Origin of the sequence: Vibrio sp. LQ2 (assembly GCF_023920125.1) — a bacterium.
In the GTDB taxonomy this organism is placed as follows: Bacteria; Pseudomonadota; Gammaproteobacteria; order Enterobacterales; family Vibrionaceae; genus Vibrio; species Vibrio fluvialis.
In genome coordinates this window covers 2,106,624-2,125,208 of the sequence record NZ_CP085308.1, presented here as the reverse complement: position 1 = coordinate 2,125,208, position 18,585 = coordinate 2,106,624, and the positions used below count along the sequence as shown (strand labels likewise).

Genomic DNA, 18,585 nt, shown 5'->3' with positions numbered 1-18,585 from the left:
TTAGTGAAATGGCCTGTAATTTGCAGGCCATTATTCTATATTCGAATTCTATTTTAATTAGGACGAACACCAATGCTTAAAAAAACTTGTCTGGCAGGCCTTGTGGCGATTGCCAGTGTCCTTCCAGCGACAGCGTCAGCCAACAATTTTAATTACAACTTTTTAGAGGTGAGAACCGCGCTGAGTCCTGAATCGTTTGGCGGAGAATTCAGCACGTTTTTTACTGAGAACTCACACTTCGTCGGCCGTGCCGATTCGCGCTTTGAAGGTGACTGGGATTTAGCAGGCGGTATCGGCTTTAATGGCCCTATCAACCAGTTTGCCGATATCTATGGCCAGATGTTGCTTCACAGCATTCGTGGTAACAGCGATGAAGACCATAAAACCGAAACCAATATGGAAATCAACATCGGCACACGTATCTGGCTAACCAGCCAAATTGAGGGTCACGCTCGTATCGGCCGCAACGATGACAACTCCGTATTCATTGCCGGCCTTCGTTTCCACTCCACACAACAAATGGTACTCAATGCAGAAGTGCGCAACGCTGGCGTTTGGGGACCACAGATCAGTATGGGTGTTCGCTTCCAATATTAAGTAAACGATGACAATGGGTGTCGCCTTTTCCTACATTCTGAATAATGAGAAAGGCGCCCCATGTAATATAATCTACAAGTTAACGTGATTCTTTGGCAGCGGCTGATCACCGAGTAGATTAAGACAGACCCCATATGGCAGCATCGAACTCTAAAGACCCATCCGATTTAATCAAATACCTCAAGCCCGGGATGAAAATCTCGGCGACGATCCAATTCGGCCCTGATGATAACTACGCATTCTCGACCTCCTTGGTTGGTTTCAAGGCGGAACAGTGTCTGATTCTCGATATGCCTATCAAGGCCCAAGAAGCGTTAGTGATGCGTAAACTGGTCAATGTTCAGATTGTGGTGCGTGGAATGAGCGATACCGAACTCGGTCATGTGATTGCGTTCAACACTTCTGTCATTCAGGTGATCTCTTCACCATGTGCGCTGATTTTCATTCGGCCACCCAAGCATTTTTTCACCAAAACCATTCGCGAACATGAACGCTACAAGATTTCGATTCCGGTGGCGCTGACTGAGAAATCTGAACAGCTTGAGCGCAGTTTCAACGGCACTCTGGTCGATTTTTCTATTTCAGGATGCGGAGTCTTTGTCTCTGGAGAGAATGAGCTGACGGTAAACAACACGATTCGAATCAGCAGTGAGCTTGATGCCCTGTTACCAGACGATCTCGCCTGCCACATCGCCAATATTCGCCGCCAGAGCAAAGGCCATATGATTGGAGTTCAGTTTAACAATCCACTGACGATGTCGGACGAACTGAAGATGGTTCTCTTCGACCAAACCTTCAAATCCGGCATACTTTAGAACGCTTACACAGACCACTCGGTATGGTCTTGTTTAAAGTTCACCAATGCTTTGTGCAGCGTATCTTCTTTGATCGGCTTGACGATCACGTATTCTGCACCGGCAGACATAAACGCTTGCTGAGTTTCCACCACGCCATCTGCGGTACAGGCGTAAACTGGTATTTCTAAGCCCATTTCTTGTTTGATGATGCGCGTGGCATCCACACCGTCGAGATACGGCAGTTGGTTGTCCATCAGAATCAGATCGTAACGCTGCTCTTTGACCTTTTCTATCGCCTGCAATCCATCCGTGACCCAGTCGACGACCATACCATATTTCTTGCAGAAGGCTTGTGCGATAAACGCGTTGGTATGGTTGTCCTCAACCAGCAGAACATGAATGCTGCCATCGAACAGCTCGTAACGTGATGCGGCTTCTTTGCGCTCAATCGACTGCTTTTCAGAAGTAACACGTTCCATCGGCAATTCGATATTAAAACGTGTGCCTACACCAAACGTCGAGCTGACCTGCACCGTGCCGCCAAGCATTTCAATAAGGCTGTGCACAATGGCCAGCCCCAATCCACTGCCGCCATATTCGCGGGTATTGGTCGATTCTGCCTGAACAAACGGCTCAAAGATGATATTCAAATCTGCATCACGAATGCCAATACCTGTGTCCATGACCGAAATGGACAGGCGAGTGTCGCCCGCCTCTTGCAACAGATTCAGCTGAATGCTGATGGCGCCCTGATGGGTAAACTTCACGGCGTTATTGAGCAGATTAAACAGAATCTGATTCAGACGTACCTGGTCCGCATTTACAATCATTGTTTGGTCGATATTGCTGTCAATCGAGAGATCCAAGCCTTTCTCACGACACAATGGACGATAAATTCGTTCAATGGCCGACACCACATCGACCAACGGGAAATGGGTCTTCTGAATCCGGAATTTACCCTGTTCTATCTTTGAGAAATCCAGAATGTCATTCAGTACTGCCAGCAGATGTTCACCACTGCTGCACAGCACATTAACCTGCTCGGCCTGCTCTTTTTCCTTCACTGTACGCTTAAGGAGTTGAGACACACCCAGAATCCCGTTCAGTGGCGTTCTCAGCTCATGGCTCATTTTCGCGAGGAAATCCGCTCTGACGCGTGCCGACTCTTCCGCTTCTCTACGTGCAATACGGCTCTGTTTTTCCGCTTCTGCAATCGAGGTGACATCCTGGCCCTGAGTAATAATCGATTCGATACGGTTCTCCACCACAATCGGCGACAGGTTCCACAGGAACACTTTGTCGTCGACTTCAGTGTTCACTTCTTTGAGAATCTCGCCTTTTGCCGCCAGTTTGATCTGCGGGATCAACTGACGTTTCAGCACAGAGAACAAGGAATGATATTCCGCATTATTGCGTAAAAAATGCTTTTGAGCCGACGGGTTCATACGAATCAGCTCACCGTCTGCCGTCCAGAGAATGGTTGGCGACAGAGCGAAGTTAAACAGATCCTCAAATTGCTTTTCCTGCGCAGACAGGCGTTGGAAAGTGTGTTCCAGCGTGCGGCCGAAGTGGTCAAATTCGTAAATTTTTGAGCCCGGAAAGAAGTCATCCAGTCCACGCTCTGCCACTTTATGGGTGTAGGTCATCAACCCTTCAATTTCCGACTCAATACGTCGCTGCAACCACCAACGCGTCAGTATGGAGACACCCACCATCGCCACCAGCGCAAAAACCATCCAGAAATAGTAATTGTCACGTAGGCTCAACGCATTCTCGTTACTCTGCACTGAGTAAACACTGAGATACGTCGGCACCCCTTCCACTTCCAGAACCGTTTTCGCCACCATATTTTTGTCGTACAGCATGTCGCTCATACCGTCCTGCAACACATCGAGCGCTGTATAGGATTCGTCTCCATTCAGAGTCGACGCCAAAACTTCTGAACCAACGGTCAAAATCAGGTTCTGCGAGTTACTGCTGTCACGAATGGTCTCGATTAATGCAAAGTTGTTGTTGAGTACAATACTGACGTAGAGAAAACCGATGACTTCGCCGGTTGCGGTATCCACAATCGGTGAGCGGCGAACAAGCAGGTAGGCCGTGCCTAACTCTGAAGGCGTTTGGATTAGGTGCCAGTTACTGCTGATTGACACTTTTCGGATGATGGCGTTGAGCTCTTTCGACTGAACCCCATAAAACTGAGAGTTGCCGTCTTCCCATACCATCTCTTTGAGGTCGGTAATGAAACGAATATCCGGCGTATTGTTGAGTTCAAGCTGGTCAACACTGAGAAAGTACTGATCCAGTGCGTCATTAGTATCGCCGTGCAGAGCCTGAATCAAACTGGCATTTTTTGCGCTACTGTCCTGATGAATCTGCAGCGTGGCCAATCGGTAATTGAACAGGTTCTGAATCAGGCTGGAGGTTTGAGTTGAAGTGCGGGCCACTTCCTGTGAGATCAAACGACTGCTGATTTGATAGCTTTGAAACAGCACCGTCAACGTCAGCGCACCAAGCACCGTCACAATCGCTCGGCTGATGAACGTTGCGATTTTTCTTTTCTGTTTGACTGTGCTTGATCTGATGCCCACTCAGTGTTCCTTTGCTACCGATTAACGATCGGAATAACGAAATGCTCGTTGCTTAAATACATCGATTTTTTGCGAACTATCTTCTTTGGTGACAATCTCAAAGTCGCCGGAATAGACCACTGGCACCGCCTCGCCTTCAAGGTCGCGTTTGATGGCTTCCGCCATTGCAATGCCCGTATCGTCGTTGATGCGCATGACAGTGACATCAAGATGCCCTTCATTCAGCGCTTCAAGCTCTGCCGAACCACCGCCCCAACCGTTGACCTGAATGTCTTCACGATTCTGCTCTTGCAACGCTTGCGCAGCGCCCAGTGCCACATCCGTTGAACAGGCATAAATAAATTTGATGTCCGGATCGTTTTTCAGAATGTTAAGCGTTGCTTCGTAACCACTCTCCTGAGTGGCTTTGGTGTAATAAGAAGAGGCCAGCTGATAATCACCAGTGCCTTCCATCTGCTGAATAAAAGTGTCGCCACGTGCGTCACTGACGTAGCCTTCAGAGAAATACAGCACGGAATATTTGCTGCCTTTAGGCACGTGTTCGCGATAATACTGCGCCAGTTGCTGCGCACCGGTTTCGTGGTCAAAGCCCACATACATCATCGGCTGACGGCTATCCCAGTCTCTGACCGGAGTAGTGATATTCTGAAGAATCAATTTGGTTGGAGAAGAGCTGAGAACATGTTCGATAAACTTGCGGTGACGCGTAGTGTCGAGAGTAAAGATCAGATAATCGGTGTTGTTTTTCAGCGCCTCCATCAAAGAAAGGCTTTGCTGACGCATATCCAGATTAGGCCGCGTAAAAACCTGATTGATTTGGTACTCAATCCCTAGCTCTTCCAGACGCATCTCAAACGCCTTAATGTTGCGAATCCAGTAATCTGAAATCTGCTGCCCCGGATAGACGACCGAAATGGTCACAGGCTTGCTTTGTTTGACATTCAGCCTTGCTGGCGATTGTCTGACCGCATTAGAAAGCGACTCCGTCAACGTTTTTTGTTGCGGATTTGCATTCAGAAACTCTTGATAATGCCAGTAACCATTCAGTACTTGAGACGAATACGCAAAGGCTAAAGGAGCAAAACAGAGGCAAACTATAAGTAGTAGTGTTTTTTTCATTTGAGTACCAAACGCAACGTTTGTGATTAGGATACGACTTTCTGGCCCGATGCTCTGCCCTATCAACTGAAAGTTTTCCTTATTCATCAAAGAATAAGGGAAACTAAGCAGCTACGATTATTAAGCATACGGCGTACAAATAAAAGCGCAGACATGCAAAAATCTGTCAACATGTCTGCAACTGCTGAAATAAACCGCAACCCGTCGGCGTTAGAAAGTGAAAGCCAGGTTGGCAGACAGCCCATATTGATAGTTACCCGCGTAATTGGCGGCCAGGTCCACACTGACTAAATCACCGGGACTGATCCCCAGACCGGCCGTGATCGAGTTATCCAACGTACTTTCCAAATCAATCTCATAACCCGCTCGCAGCTGCGCCCATCCCCACGCATTGCCTTCCACACCAAATCGCAGGAATTGCGTATCATCATCCACGCCTTTAAAGCGTTTTTGTTTAGTCAAATCCCAGTCGATCGCCAGTGCAAGGAAGTCAGTAACATACCCGCCAGAGACTGTCACCTGCGGATCAAGCGTATAACTGCTCTGGTCATCGTAAGTTTTAATTTCGTGAGAAATCAGGTCTTTTGCTGCAATACCAGCCCTGAAGTTATCTTTTAACCACACGGCACCAATATCGAGGTTGAAGGCATTCTTGGAAGTTTTGCTCTGATCGTAGTCGCTCAGGTCAAAGTCCTGTACCGTCACCACCTCTTTGTATGTTCGCAGTTCCTGAATTTTGGGCGTAATCCCAATCGCTATCTGTTGACCTTGTAGCGTAAACAGCTTCGCGACGGCCACACCATATTCCGAATAGCCAAAGGCCAGCATGTTAACGTACGAATTCTGATAACGGGTTTCGACATCGGATGCCGTATTGCCGGTGTTGGCGGCAATACTGGAATCCGCCAGAATTTCCGCATAGCCACGGGCAAAAAAGTTCAGCGACACCGCATTCATGGGTAGCGCAACAGCAATGCCTGCTCCACCGGAAACCGCAAAAGGTTTGTCATCCGCTAAATCATCAAGATAGCCATTGAGCTGATTAATATTCTCCTGTGTCGCCGCACCGACGCCTGCCGCTTCAAATTGATCGATGGAGCTTTGCAGGTCATCAATGGTCGAAAGCGACTCATCCGAATCACGGACGTTCGCCCCCAGCGCAGGAACCAGCAACCCGACCGAGTCCCGGTCACGATACACCGCTGTCAGCGCCGGATTGTAGAAAGGCGCCAGTAAATAGTCTGAAGTTGTTACGCCGGTATTGCCCATCGCGTTACCACGAGCATCCGCAACGCCATTGGCAGCGTAAGCAGACAAAGGACAGATACCAAACATGATCACTGCTGAAAGATATTTATAATGATGCATTTCCTTATTCACCTCTATGAATCAGACTCATAAACAAGGTTAATACAGAAATTCAGATTTCACCGATTAATGGCAGGCATTCGCGGTCGTAAACGATGCCTGATTCACAATCGTTAGATAAGAGAGGTTTGTCCGCACACCAGACGCTCTTTGTCGGCTTTGGACAGTTGTTTGATGCGGTATTCCAGTTTGAGGGCGTCGCCTTTGCTCGGGCCGATTTCCTGTTGCCACGCCAGAGAAAGCGGGCCTTTTCCGCGCAAGGCTTTAGCACCCTGACCTTTCTGGTGCTGGGTAAAGCGCCGTTCAACATCGGTAGTGATGCCACAATACAGCGCGTTACTTGACGTCCGAACCAGATAAACCCACCAGTTCGGACTGACAATTTCCGAGTTCATTCGAACCCGATTACAGCTTTTGTTCGATAAGAGCGCGCAGTTCTGCGACCTCTTCACGCAGCGCCGCCACTTCCTGCTCTAACGCTTCAAGCTGAGAGTTTGAAGGTTCGTGCTCAGAGAAGCTCGCCAAGCTGTCAAAATCAACGTCGCCAGAAAACAGATGCTGATAACGCGATTCACGTTTGCCCGGTTCACGCGGCAGTTTCACCACCAGAGAGCGGTTCGCCAGATCTTCCAGTACCGCTTCGGTTTCTTTCACATCGCTAAAGTTACACAGGCGGTTGGTACGAGTTCTCAACTCACCCGGCGTTTGTGCGCCGCGCAGCAGCAGGCAGCATACAATGCCAAGCTCTTTGTCGTTCAGTTTGAGATCGCCGAATTCAGTGTTACAGAAGCGATGCTGATATTTCGATGCACGGCTATTAAAACCACTTTCATCACTCACCAAACGGCGGGCAATCAGGCCTTCTACGGCATCCTGCACATCCGCTTCGGATAGCGACAGCACCGGTTCACGGTTACTTTTCTGGTTACAAGCGGTCGTCAGGCTGTTGAGCGTCAGCGGGTAGTGATCCGGAGTGGTAACTTCTTTTTCAATCAGGCAGCCAATAACGCGGGCCTCTAGCGGAGAAAGTTCGTAATTCATTGTCGTTTCCTTCTTTTATCGAGGCTGGCCTCGTGCTCCCATTCTTAATGTTCTGAAGTCAGTGAAAAGCGCACAATCCTGCCGTTTTCATCAATCATGACAACTTTAGAACGGTTTAATTCAATTTCTAGTAATTCAAGGCTTTGCCGTTCGCCGATGTAAGCTTGTCGAAGCTTGGGGCGAAGATCGGGCTCGGCTGGCAATGCTTCTTTCTTAGGAACAATAATTTCTGAGGGTTGCATGGTCGAATCATTGTTTCGTCATTAATTGGCCTCATGATATAGCGCAATTTCAGGCAAGTACAATCTCTGCGAATACCGAGTGACTATTTATTGGTCAAGGTGTTGTTAGGTTTGATCTAAAGGCTGTTATGAGTCTTGATGTTGTGTTTTAATCGTTGACAGTTGCATTCATTCTAGGAAAAGGGACCTATGAACAGCGTATTTGAAATCGTGAGTCTGGCTCGCCGTAAAAACAAACTAAAACGTGAACTTTTAGACAACGAGAAAAAAGTTCGTGATAACCGTAAGCGTGTTGATCTGCTGGAAAACCTGGTGGATTACATCAAACCTGATATGACTCAGGAAGAAATCATCGCGATCGTGAAAAACATGAAAGCGGACTACGAAGATCGTGTGGATGACCACATCATCAAGAGCGCAGAAATTTCAAAAGAGCGCCGTGAAATCAGCCGCCGCATTCGCGAACTGACTGAACAAGACAAACTGATGCACCAAGGCAAAAAATAAGCCTGTTGCCTGAGTTTAAAACCCGCCCAATGGCGGGTTTTTTATTCCCGCCACATCTACCCAACCCCAGATTTCACAGCATTTAATCTTGGTTATTAAACTGGCGGCAAGACAATTCCGTTTCAGCCTCGCAGCCGCAAATCGACCAACCACTTCTTGCCCTCTTTCTTGATGCTCATATTCTGCTCAACCAAATGAAATGCACATTGATGCGTAATTGTGGTAATAAAGCCCAAATTGATCACACCAAAAAACTCTCTTGTTTGGTATTGTCGACGCGTTTCATTTGTCAGTTGTGGAGACATGCCTCAAGTGTATGTGCCCAATTTGGCATGGTGTATTAGATAGACGCTGTCTGTATTTTATTCCGAAGTTTTAAAGACTGAACCTAGTTAAAAAAGCGGTTATACAAAAAGGAGATATATACGTTAATGTTGGAATTATTAGTTCTCGCTGCACTCAGCTACATAGTATGGAAATTCAAAGGAAAGAGTACGCCGAAACCACAGTCTAAACTCTGGGATACAACGCAAAATACAAAAACCACTGTTGATGTAACAAACAAGCCCAATGTAAAAGTAGAACACAATAAACAAAGTCACTTGGCCACTGAAAATGAGAGAAAACTGTGCTTCGCTCTGCAAAAGGCTTTACCGTCAGACTATATAATTCATAGTCAAGTTTCTTTAATGGCTTTAGTTACACCTGTTAATTTCAAACACAACTCTCGAACATGGGCCAAGAGAATGGACTTTGTTATTACTGACAAAGCTACAAAAGTTCTGGCAGTAATCGAGCTTGATGACTCAACACATAATTGGAAAAAAAGACAGGAACGTGATCTATACGTAAATGAAGCACTAGAAGGGCATCATAAGTTAGTACGTTTTAGTACAAAACGTTTTTACGAGCCATCTGAAATTGCAAAAGTATTGGAGCGAGAGACAGAGATTAAATGTAATAGTTTCGATGAAGTTTTGTATAACAAGACGTTGAAGACAGATCCATAATACTTGGCAGTTTTGATTCAAATCAAATTAAGCGGCTACAGCACAATGATTTAAGTTGAGTGATTGCATTGTTTTCAATTTAAACACAGCGTTGTGCATTTAGGAGAACATCGTGAGTTTTATCGACATGTTATTAGAAGAAATTGAATCGGAACCACGCTCAAAACTTTGTACTGTGTGCCATGGTCAACAGTCCGTAAGAAGTTTTTCTTGGTCGGAATTCGTTTTGGAATATGGCGCGGAATCCCTTGAATACAATAGTAAGTTCCGTATTGCGGAAAGGGCCTGGATTGAAGCAGGTACACCTGAATTTAAAAATTTCGAGATAGCATTCTTAGATCTTGGCTTAACTTTCCATGAAGCGAAAGATTTTTATGAGCTGTGTTTAATACAAAATAGTACTGAATCTTGTCGTAATTGCCAAAACGGACGAGAACTCACTGACCATGGTAAACGCGTGGCGAATTTGAGAGACAAGTTGACGAACCTTTAGCGCATAGATCACTAGGTATTGATGAAAGATTAGCAACGCTCGGCATTTTTGGTGTGCTTTGAATTGATAGTTTAGATTGGCGGTCAGCGTCGCTCAATACTTAACGCGGCTATATGCAGGAGTATCGATGAAATTTCAGGAAGTTGAGTCAAAGTTAGCGTGGTTCAATGAGATATCTGCTGGCATAGGTCTAGTCGTAGGATATTTGTGTTACACGCTTTTCTGGCTTTTGAGCCCTGAAACCAAAATTGAGGTTCAAGTTACTGAACCAATCTACGAAGATATGATTTTAGGCTATATCCCAAATGAAATAGAAACTGAGAATATCCCCACGGCAGAAATACTAGCTAAAAAGAAACTGAACTCCGAACTCAAGCCCATCGCAGTCCAAGCGCCCCAATTTACGAACGAAGGTCTTCCTATTCTGAAAACTACAACAAAAATATTCAACGGCATGGGGACGCCATCTGTTGTTGTAAATCGGGTTGAGCTGTTAAGACCAAATTTCGGAAGCTACTCATATACTGTAACTAAGGGAAGCAAGAAGTTTGTAACTTATTTCAGTCCTGACATTTTTTATACAGGAACAGGTTTTTATTATGAACAAAAATCCGTGGAATTTAGTGGTGGCAAAAGCGCTGAAATCTTTGCTGTAAAAGTAGCTACAGCATTCGCCTTTTTGTCTTTCGTACTGTTTCTATTTAAAATCAGGCCTAATCCAAGAAAATGTCTAGAAAGATTTAAGAAAGCTCGTTTTGATATGGGTGAAGATGAATCCAGCATATAACATTCAAACCAACATCACTCCATCAAAGAAGCCACCTATCAAGGTGGCTTCTTTTTTAAAAAATCTTCTTAAACACTGGCGCGATGGCTTTGCCGATAATCTTAAAGTTGCGCCCGTTCTTGTGGTTGATCTCGAATGACTCGTAGGTTGGGTTGTCTTAAATCACTGGTCAATCCCTTTCGGAGTGTCCACTGCAAACGTTCTACAGACACACATCGTCAGTTTTAGCCGCCTTATCTCCCTACCCCATTACCTACTATTTGCGCCAACAGAATTAGGTAATGACAAAAGTGTGATTAACATTAAACGTTTGCGTAATCGCTAACCTTCACCGAACTCGTTTTTGAGGGTTTTATCACAATAACCCTGTTGTTATAGTGACCACAGATAAAACAACCGAACCATTCGAGGCATGGAGCATCCTCACTTATCTCACGACGAGAAGATTGGTACCGACACTGACACTGTTCGGCAAAATTTAAAGAGGGTCAAAAAATGGACATGAACATGGTTGAAATCATGGGTTATGCGGCATCAATCGGCGTAGCGATTTCGCTAACAATGAAAGACATCGTGAAACTCCGCGTTCTGAACTTTATCGGCTGTGCGCTGTTTGTTGTGTACGGTTTGATGATTAACGCATGGCCAGTGGTTGCCACGAACGCGTTCATCGCCTGCGTTAACGTATACTTCCTGTTCAAGATGCAGCAGGAAAAGAAGGCTGATAAAGCCGAAGGTGTGCAAAGCGCCGCCTGAAAAGAATAAAAAAGACGTGTAAAAAAAGCCCGGGTTGTCACCCGGGCTTTTGCTTTTCCCCGATAACCGCTTCTCCCCTACGAAGAAACGGTTACATGCATGATTACTCTTCGTTATGCAGCTCTGCCCATGCCTGAGCACATTTCACTGCACGCTTCCAACCTTTGTAACGACGTTGACGTTTCTCTTCGTCGTGGTGAGGTTCAAAGCTGCGGTCGATTTCTGCTTTATCTTTCAGCTCTTCCAAGTCGTCCCAGAAACCCACAGCCAGACCAGCCAGGTAGGCTGCGCCCAATGCTGTTACTTCGGTAACTTTCGGGCGGTGAACTTCGGTGTCCAGAACATCAGACTGGAACTGCATCAGGAAGTTGTTGGCAACCGCGCCGCCATCCACACGCAGAGCCGACAGGCGAATGCCTGAGTCTGCCTGCATCGCATCCAGTACGTCACGAGTCTGGTAAGCGATACTTTCCAGCGTTGCACGGATGATGTGGTTAGAGTTCACGCCGCGAGTCAGGCCAACGATGGTGCCACGAGCGTAAGCATCCCAGTATGGCGCGCCAAGGCCAGTAAACGCCGGAACCACGTATACACCGTTTGAGGTATCTACTTTGGTTGCAAAGTATTCTGAATCGTGCGCGTCAGAGATCAGTTTCAGCTCATCACGCAGCCACTGGATAGAAGCGCCGCCCATGAATACTGCACCTTCCAGTGCGTACGCAGGTTCGCCTTTCGGACCACAAGCCAGAGTCGTCAGCAGCCCATTTCTTGAGGTCACTTTTTCCTGACCAGTGTTCATCAGCAGGAAGCAGCCTGTGCCGTACGTGTTTTTCGCCTGACCAGCTTTAACACACATTTGGCCGTACAACGCCGCTTGTTGGTCACCCGCAATACCTGCGATTGGAATACGCGTACCGCCTTTACCACCAATGTTGGTTTGGCCGTACACTTCTGAAGAGCGTTTCACTTCTGGCATCATTGCCAGAGGAATGTTGAACTCTTTCAGGATCTTTTCATCCCATTGCAGGGTATTGATGTTAAACAGCATGGTACGTGATGCGTTGGTGTAGTCGGTCACGTGTACACGACCTTGAGTCATTTTCCACACCAGCCATGTATCAACGGTACCGAACAGCAGTTTGCCCGATTCGGCCGCTTCACGTGCGCCTTCTACGTTATCCAGAATCCATTTGATTTTGGTGCCTGAGAAGTATGGGTCCAGAACCAGACCGGTGTTTTCGCGAATGTACGCTTCCAGTCCGTCACGAGATTTCAGCTCTTCACAGATTTCAGCCGTACGGCGACATTGCCATACGATGGCGTTGTAAACCGGTTTGCCTGTTTCTTTATCCCAAACGATGGTGGTTTCACGTTGGTTGGTAATACCAATCGCCGCCACTTCATCGCTGCGGATGCCCGCTTTGCCCAGTGCTTCAACCAGCGTTGAACTCTGAGTTGCATAGATTTCCATTGGATCATGCTCAACCCAACCCGCTTCTGGGTAGATTTGAGTGAATTCACGCTGAGAAACGCTCACAATATTTGCATCGTGGTCCAGTACAACAGCTCGCGAGCTGGTGGTGCCCTGATCTAATGCAACCACATATTTCTGCTCAGTCATGGTTTATTCCTTATAGTTTCACGTTCTTGCTAACTTCGAATTACTTTAATTTTAGACGTGTGCCTGTTCACTTTCTTCCACGTCATCACATTGGTTCGGGATGGTACATCCGGTGCCGACTGTTGGTAGGTAAACAGCGATAAATTTTGGATATGCCCACGCACCAAAACAAGCACCAGCAATTGGGCCAATGATTGGTACGATAAAATATGGAATGTCTTTAGCGCCAGTCAGCGCGTAGTCCCAACCTGCCAGGTAAGCGAACAGCTTAGGACCGAAGTCACGTGCCGGGTTCATGGCAAAACCGGTTAGTGGACCAAGCGAGCCGCCGATCACTGCTATCAGAATACCGATCAGTAGCGGGTTCATGGCATTACGGTGTGCGCCGTTGTTTTCGTCGCCCAGCGCCAGAATGGCAAACATCAGCACAGCAGTAATGGTAAATTCTACCGCCACAGCACCACCAAACGACAATGATGCATTCGGATAAGTAGAGAAAATACCCGCTGTTGCCAACGCTTCTTGGCTGCTACGTACAAAATTGTGCGCGATTTCGTAATCGGTAAAAAGGTTACTGTACAAGCTGTAAACCAAAGCTGCCGAGCAGAATGCACCGAGCATTTGCGCCACAATATAAGGAACCACTTTCGCTTTATCAAAACCATGGAAAGCGGCCAGTGCGATCGTTACCGCGGGGTTGATGTGTGCGCCAGAGACACCAGCAGTACAGTAGATGGCGATGGCAACGCCCATGCCCCACATGATACTGATTTCCCATTGACCAAATTGTGCGCCTGTCAGCACAAGTGCTGCCACACAACCCACACCGAAGAAAATCAGCAGTCCGGTGCCGATAAACTCCGCGATACACTCTCCTAAAAGAGTATGTTGTTTTGTTCGAGTCATAAGTAAGAGTCCTGTTTATTGTTATGTACACAATGTTTGTGTAGGGCGAATCTGGCACAGAAAACTGCTCTCGAAAATCGAATATGGAAATTTATGAGCGTTCGAGCACAAAATTGTTAACGCCAAACTCGTTTTTTGTTAATTGGCGCATCATTTTGATCATTTCATCAGTAGGTTCACTTTTCACCTTACCTTTATCTAATTGAGCAAACACTAAATAAACAGAGAGTTACTGATTAAATAAGGCGTTGTACGTTTTTTATTACCGAACTTACCCATTCAACAACGAACACATCTGACCAGCTCGTTAGCTCATTTATCCTTATTTTCATCCACTTATATGTAACATTTCTGTGCATCAAGCTGTTAAAAACCCGCAACATTGTTGGTTAATTTCTCCACAACCCTACTAAACAATCACCAAAAATATCAATTTTGCGCTCGTTCGCGCTTTTGTGAGCAACATACCGAACACAAATGATAAAAAATGACACACTAAGTGTAAGTTTATTCAAGTTGCATAAGGTAAAGGTCATGACGGCTTATCAACGAATGGAAACCGACGTCGTAATCATTGGCGGCGGCGCTACCGGAACCGGGATTATGCGGGATTGCGCATTGCGAGGCATCGCCTGCATCCTGTTGGAAAAAGATGACATTGCCTCTGGCACCACGGGTCGAAATCACGGCCTTCTGCATTCTGGCGCGCGCTATGCGGTAACCGACGCTGAGTCGGCGAAAGAGTGCATTCAGGAAAACCAAACGCTCAAACGTATTGCCCGCCATTGTGTGGAGGCAACTGACGGTCTGTTCATTACCCTCCCTGAAGACGAACTCAGCTTTCAAGACACTTTTATTCAGGCATGTGGCTATGCAGGCATCGAAACCACACGTTTAACACCTAAAGAGGCGCTGGCTCTGGAGCCGAACGTTAACCCGGCTCTGATTGGCGCGGTCAAAGTGCCAGACGGCACGCTGGACCCATTTCGCTTGTGTGCCTCTAACGTGCTGGATGCAAAAGAACATGGCGCGCGCATGTTTAACCGTACCATCGTCACCAGTTTGATTCGTCAGGGCGATACCGTGCTGGGCGTACGCTGCCTGCAATTGGGCACCAACCAACAGTTTGAAATCTTTGCTAAAGAGGTGATCAACGCGGCGGGCATCTGGGGACAACATATCTGCGAATATGCCGATCTCAACATCAAGATGTTCCCAGCCAAAGGTTCACTGCTGATCCTCGATTACCGCATCAATAACCTGGTGATTAACCGCTGCCGTAAACCGTCGGATGCGGACATTCTGGTTCCGGGCGACACCATTTCACTCATCGGCACCACCTCTGAGCACATCGACTACGACCAGATCGATAACTTACATGTGACCGAGCGCGAAGTGGATGTACTGTTGGCCGAAGGCGCGAAACTCGCACCAATCATGGCCAATACCCGCGTGCTGCGCGCCTATGCGGGCGTACGTCCTCTTGTGGCGGTGGACGACGACGGCAGCGGCCGCAATATCAGCCGTGGCATCGTGTTACTGGATCACCAACAGCGTGACGGCCTGAAAGGCCTTACCACCATTACTGGCGGCAAACTGATGACCTATCGTCTGATGGCCGAATGGGCGACCGATTTGGTGGCCGAGAAACTGGGTAATACCGCCGCGTGTGAAACACATACCCGCCCGCTGCCGGGCTCAAACGAAACACCAAAAACGGTTAAGAAAACGGCCAGCATTGCCAAGCCAGTTTATGAATCGGCGATCTACCGTCATGGCGAACGCGCAAAACAGTTCTTGTCCGATGATGCCAAGAGCCAAGCGATTATTTGTGAATGCGAAATGGTCACCGCTGGCGAAATCGAATACGCCATTAAGCAGCTCGACGTCAATAATCTGGTCGATTTACGCCGCCGCACTCGCTTAGGTATGGGCCCTTGTCAGGGCGAATTGTGCAGCTACCGCGCGGCCAGCCTGTTTTCCGAATATGGTCAGGTCGACGGCTGTCAATCAAGCGGCTTGCTGGTCGATTTTCTGGAAGAGCGCTGGAAAGGCATTAAACCGATCTTCTGGGGTGATGCACTGCGCGAAGCGGAATTCAGTTATTGGATCTACGAAGGTCTGCTCGGTGCCAGCGACCTTCCCCATCACTCTCAGCCAGAACAACAAGAACAACAGGAGGCGGGTTTATGATGCACTATGATGTGGCGGTTATCGGTGGCGGAATTGCTGGCTACACCGCCGCCATTCGCAGCCTACAAGCCGGTAAAAAGACCGTGTTAATCAGTCAGGGCCAAAGCGCGCTGCATTTCTCATCCGGCTCCATTGATGTGCTGGCTAAGTTACCAGACGGCAGCCCGGTAACGCATCCGTTTGATGCGCTCGAAGCATTAAAACAGCAAGCGCCGTTGCACCCTTATAATGCGGTGGGGCGCACCACGTTGCAAAAAGGTCTGGAGTGGTTTCGTCATACTTTAGCGGCCGCCAATGTGCCGCTGCAGCATCAGGATGATCTAGCGAACCACGGACGTATTACCCCGCTGGGCACACTGAAAGCCACCTGGCTTTCGCAACCGTTCGTTTATCAACACCGTAGCGAGGTGCCATTTGAGCGCATCGTGGTGGTTTCAATAGACGGCTATCGCGATTTCCAACCGCAAATGCTGAAAGATAACCTCAGCCAACACCCTAATTTTCATGCGGTGCCGATTCATACGGTGACGTTGTCGATTCCGGGTTTTGATGGCTATCGCCGCAACCCGAACGAGCTGCGCTCGATCGATATTGCGCGCCTGCTCAAACAGGAAGCCGCGTGGACCACGCTGTGTGACGGGCTAATGCGTGTCGCTAATCGTGATGACTTGGTGATCATGCCTGCGATTATGGGCAACGGTGACGGCCTGACGCTGCTCACCAAGCTGCGCGCTACGACGCAACTTCACTTTCATGAAGTGCCGACTATGCCGCCTTCTCTGCTCGGAATCCGTATCGAAGAAGCGTTGAGCCGCACCTTTATTCAGTTGGGTGGTATTCACCTCAAAGGCGACAAAGTGGTTAGTGGCCATTTTGAACGCGACCGTCTGGTGAGCCTGCAAACACAAAACCTGCGCGATATGCCCATCAGCGCTGAACACTACATCATGGCAACCGGCAGCTATTTCAGTCAGGGGTTGCATGCTGAGCAACACACCATCACCGAACCTGTGTTTGGGCTGCAAGTGACACACAAACCCGCGCGGGCGGATTGGCGTAATCCCGCCTTTTTCGCTGACCGTTCACACCCATTTATGGCTTTCGGTGTGGAAACCAACGCTCAGCTCAACCCCACACGCAACGGGGAAGCAGTGCAAAACCTCTACTGCTGCGGTTCGATGTTGGCAGGTTACGACCCGGTTTTTGAAGGCTGTGGTGGTGGCGTCGCGATTGGTACGGCCTATCACGCCATCATGCAATGTATGAATCCGCAAGTGCCCGTTTCTCACCCTAAACCATCTGATCAGGAGGTGCTCGCATGAACGCGCCATTTTCAAAAGCTGCTCCTCTGAACACCAGCTTTGACCAATGTATTAAGTGCACGGTGTGTACCGTCTACTGCCCGGTCGCCAAAGCCAACCCGGATTACCCGGGGCCGAAACAGTGCGGTCCGGACGGTGAGCGTTTACGCATCAAAAGCCCGGAATACTACGACGAAGCACTGAAATACTGCACCAACTGCAAACGCTGTGAGACGGCCTGTCCTTCTGGGGTGAAAATCGGCGATATTATCGCGGTGGCACGAGGTAAACACGGCAAGAAACCGCTCAATCCGAAACTGATGCGCGACTACGTACTCAGCCACACCGATCTGTTCGGTTCGCTGGCGACACCCTTTGCGCCAGTGGTGAACTTCGCCACATCGATGCCGATCGTGAAAAAGATCATGCACAAAACCATCGGCGTGCATGATCACAAAGCGCTACCAAAATATTCGCACGGCACGTTTCGCCGCTGGTTCAAACAAAACTGCACCAGCCAGCCATTGTATCAGCGTCAGGTCACGTATTTTCATGGCTGCTACGTGAACTACAACCACCCGCAATTGGGCAAAGACTTAGTCAAAGTTCTGAATGCGATGAACATTGGCGTGCGCCTGCTGGACAACGAAAAATGCTGCGGCGTACCGCTGATTGCCAACGGCTTTCACGATAAGGCGCGCAAAAATGCGCTGTTGAACGTGAAGCACATGGAAGCTGCGGTGAACGATTACCACACTAAGGTGATTTCCACCTCGTCCACCTGCTCATTTACTTTGCAGCAAGAGTACCCACATGTGCTGGGTGTCGATAACAGCAAAGTCTCTAACGAGATTGAATACGTGACCCGATTCCTGCTCAAAGAGTTCATGAACGGTAACGCGCCCAAAATGAAACCCGTCAATCTGAAGGTGGTTTACCACACTCCTTGCCACTTGGAACGCAGCGGTAACGTAATGTTTACCATTGAACTGCTGCGCATGATCCCTGGGCTGGAACTGATTGTACTCGACAGTGAATGTTGTGGATTAGCCGGTACTTATGGCTTCAAAGCGGAGAACTACGACGTTTCAATGAAAATCGGCTCGCACCTGTTTGATTCGATTAAAGCCTCCAACGCAGATTTTGCCATTACCGATTGCGAAACCTGTAAATGGCAGATTGAAGAAAACACCGCGCTGGAGACCGTTCACCCTATCAGCTTGCTGGCTCAGGCATTGGTCTAAAACAGAAAAGCG

The 18,585-nt window shown here is 48.0% G+C and carries 18 protein-coding genes; 10 read left to right on the top strand and 8 right to left on the bottom strand.

The window, feature by feature from the left end:
* Positions 1-72 precede the first annotated feature (72 nt).
* Together LGV68_RS09950 and LGV68_RS09945 are read left to right on the top strand one after the other, a co-directional pair.
* The gene (locus tag LGV68_RS09950; RefSeq protein WP_020329295.1) at positions 73-597 is read left to right on the top strand and encodes a hypothetical protein; all 525 of its coding nucleotides are present in this window, start codon (positions 73-75) and stop codon (positions 595-597) included.
* 134 nt (positions 598-731) lie between these two features.
* Positions 732-1,412, top strand: a complete 681-nt coding sequence (locus tag LGV68_RS09945) for a flagellar brake protein (RefSeq protein WP_020433710.1) — start codon at positions 732-734, stop codon at positions 1,410-1,412.
* Positions 1,413-1,417: 5 nt separating this feature from the next.
* Here the strand turns inward: LGV68_RS09945 and luxQ are convergent, their stop codons facing one another.
* The 6 genes from luxQ to LGV68_RS09915 form a co-directional block, all read right to left on the bottom strand.
* Positions 1,418-3,985: a quorum-sensing autoinducer 2 sensor kinase/phosphatase LuxQ gene (gene luxQ / locus LGV68_RS09940; RefSeq protein WP_222776770.1), complete on the bottom strand. Its 2,568-nt coding sequence runs from the start codon at positions 3,983-3,985 to the stop codon at positions 1,418-1,420.
* Between the two features lie 21 nt (positions 3,986-4,006).
* Entirely contained in the window at positions 4,007-5,104 is a 1,098-nt protein-coding gene (locus tag LGV68_RS09935) for an autoinducer 2-binding periplasmic protein LuxP (RefSeq protein WP_024375537.1), read from the bottom strand.
* Between the two features lie 210 nt (positions 5,105-5,314).
* On the bottom strand, positions 5,315-6,472 hold the full coding sequence (locus tag LGV68_RS09930; RefSeq protein ID WP_252536670.1) for a conjugal transfer protein TraF: 1,158 nt from the start codon (positions 6,470-6,472) through the stop codon (positions 5,315-5,317).
* Positions 6,473-6,585: 113 nt separating this feature from the next.
* Positions 6,586-6,867 carry a GIY-YIG nuclease family protein gene (locus tag LGV68_RS09925; RefSeq protein ID WP_055453770.1) on the bottom strand — a complete coding sequence of 94 codons (282 nt, stop codon included), beginning with the start codon at positions 6,865-6,867 and terminating at the stop codon, positions 6,586-6,588.
* A 10-nt stretch (positions 6,868-6,877) separates the two neighbouring features.
* Entirely contained in the window at positions 6,878-7,513 is a 636-nt protein-coding gene (locus LGV68_RS09920) for a YceH family protein (RefSeq protein ID WP_020433719.1), read from the bottom strand.
* A 44-nt stretch (positions 7,514-7,557) separates the two neighbouring features.
* Entirely contained in the window at positions 7,558-7,755 is a 198-nt protein-coding gene (locus LGV68_RS09915) for a hypothetical protein (RefSeq protein ID WP_222758273.1), read from the bottom strand.
* Positions 7,756-7,944: 189 nt separating this feature from the next.
* Here LGV68_RS09915 and LGV68_RS09910 point away from each other — a divergent pair, with 189 nt between their 5' ends.
* From LGV68_RS09910 to LGV68_RS09885, 5 genes are all read left to right on the top strand, one after another.
* Positions 7,945-8,262, top strand: a complete 318-nt coding sequence (locus LGV68_RS09910) for a DUF496 family protein (protein ID WP_020329287.1) — start codon at positions 7,945-7,947, stop codon at positions 8,260-8,262.
* Positions 8,263-8,693: 431 nt separating this feature from the next.
* Positions 8,694-9,272 (top strand): DUF2726 domain-containing protein, encoded by a 579-nt coding sequence (locus tag LGV68_RS09905; RefSeq protein ID WP_222788606.1) that lies wholly within the window; start codon positions 8,694-8,696, stop codon positions 9,270-9,272.
* A gap of 112 nt (positions 9,273-9,384) precedes the next feature.
* Entirely contained in the window at positions 9,385-9,765 is a 381-nt protein-coding gene (locus LGV68_RS09900) for a hypothetical protein (RefSeq protein ID WP_222788605.1), read from the top strand.
* 127 nt (positions 9,766-9,892) lie between these two features.
* Positions 9,893-10,552 carry a hypothetical protein gene (locus LGV68_RS09895; protein WP_222788604.1) on the top strand — a complete coding sequence of 220 codons (660 nt, stop codon included), beginning with the start codon at positions 9,893-9,895 and terminating at the stop codon, positions 10,550-10,552.
* A 495-nt stretch (positions 10,553-11,047) separates the two neighbouring features.
* Complete coding sequence (locus LGV68_RS09885; RefSeq protein WP_020329238.1) at positions 11,048-11,308, top strand: YgjV family protein; 261 nt, start codon at positions 11,048-11,050, stop codon at positions 11,306-11,308.
* Positions 11,309-11,411: 103 nt separating this feature from the next.
* Here the strand turns inward: LGV68_RS09885 and glpK are convergent, their stop codons facing one another.
* On the bottom strand, positions 11,412-12,929 hold the full coding sequence (gene glpK / locus LGV68_RS09880; RefSeq protein WP_020329237.1) for a glycerol kinase GlpK: 1,518 nt from the start codon (positions 12,927-12,929) through the stop codon (positions 11,412-11,414).
* 51 nt (positions 12,930-12,980) lie between these two features.
* Positions 12,981-13,835 (bottom strand): MIP/aquaporin family protein, encoded by an 855-nt coding sequence (locus tag LGV68_RS09875; RefSeq protein ID WP_024375304.1) that lies wholly within the window; start codon positions 13,833-13,835, stop codon positions 12,981-12,983.
* Between the two features lie 534 nt (positions 13,836-14,369).
* Between LGV68_RS09875 and glpA the strand changes: the two genes are divergently transcribed.
* The 3 genes from glpA to glpC are packed head-to-tail and all read left to right on the top strand — an operon-like array spanning position 14,370 to position 18,573.
* Positions 14,370-16,028 carry an anaerobic glycerol-3-phosphate dehydrogenase subunit A gene (glpA, locus tag LGV68_RS09870; RefSeq protein ID WP_252536668.1) on the top strand — a complete coding sequence of 553 codons (1,659 nt, stop codon included), beginning with the start codon at positions 14,370-14,372 and terminating at the stop codon, positions 16,026-16,028.
* Positions 16,025-17,350, top strand: a complete 1,326-nt coding sequence (gene glpB / locus LGV68_RS09865; protein WP_252536666.1) for a glycerol-3-phosphate dehydrogenase subunit GlpB — start codon at positions 16,025-16,027, stop codon at positions 17,348-17,350. The genes glpA and glpB overlap by 4 nt, the downstream gene beginning before the upstream one ends.
* Positions 17,347-18,573, top strand: a complete 1,227-nt coding sequence (gene glpC / locus LGV68_RS09860) for an anaerobic glycerol-3-phosphate dehydrogenase subunit GlpC (protein ID WP_252536664.1) — start codon at positions 17,347-17,349, stop codon at positions 18,571-18,573. The genes glpB and glpC overlap by 4 nt, the downstream gene beginning before the upstream one ends.
* Positions 18,574-18,585: the final 12 nt, after the last annotated feature.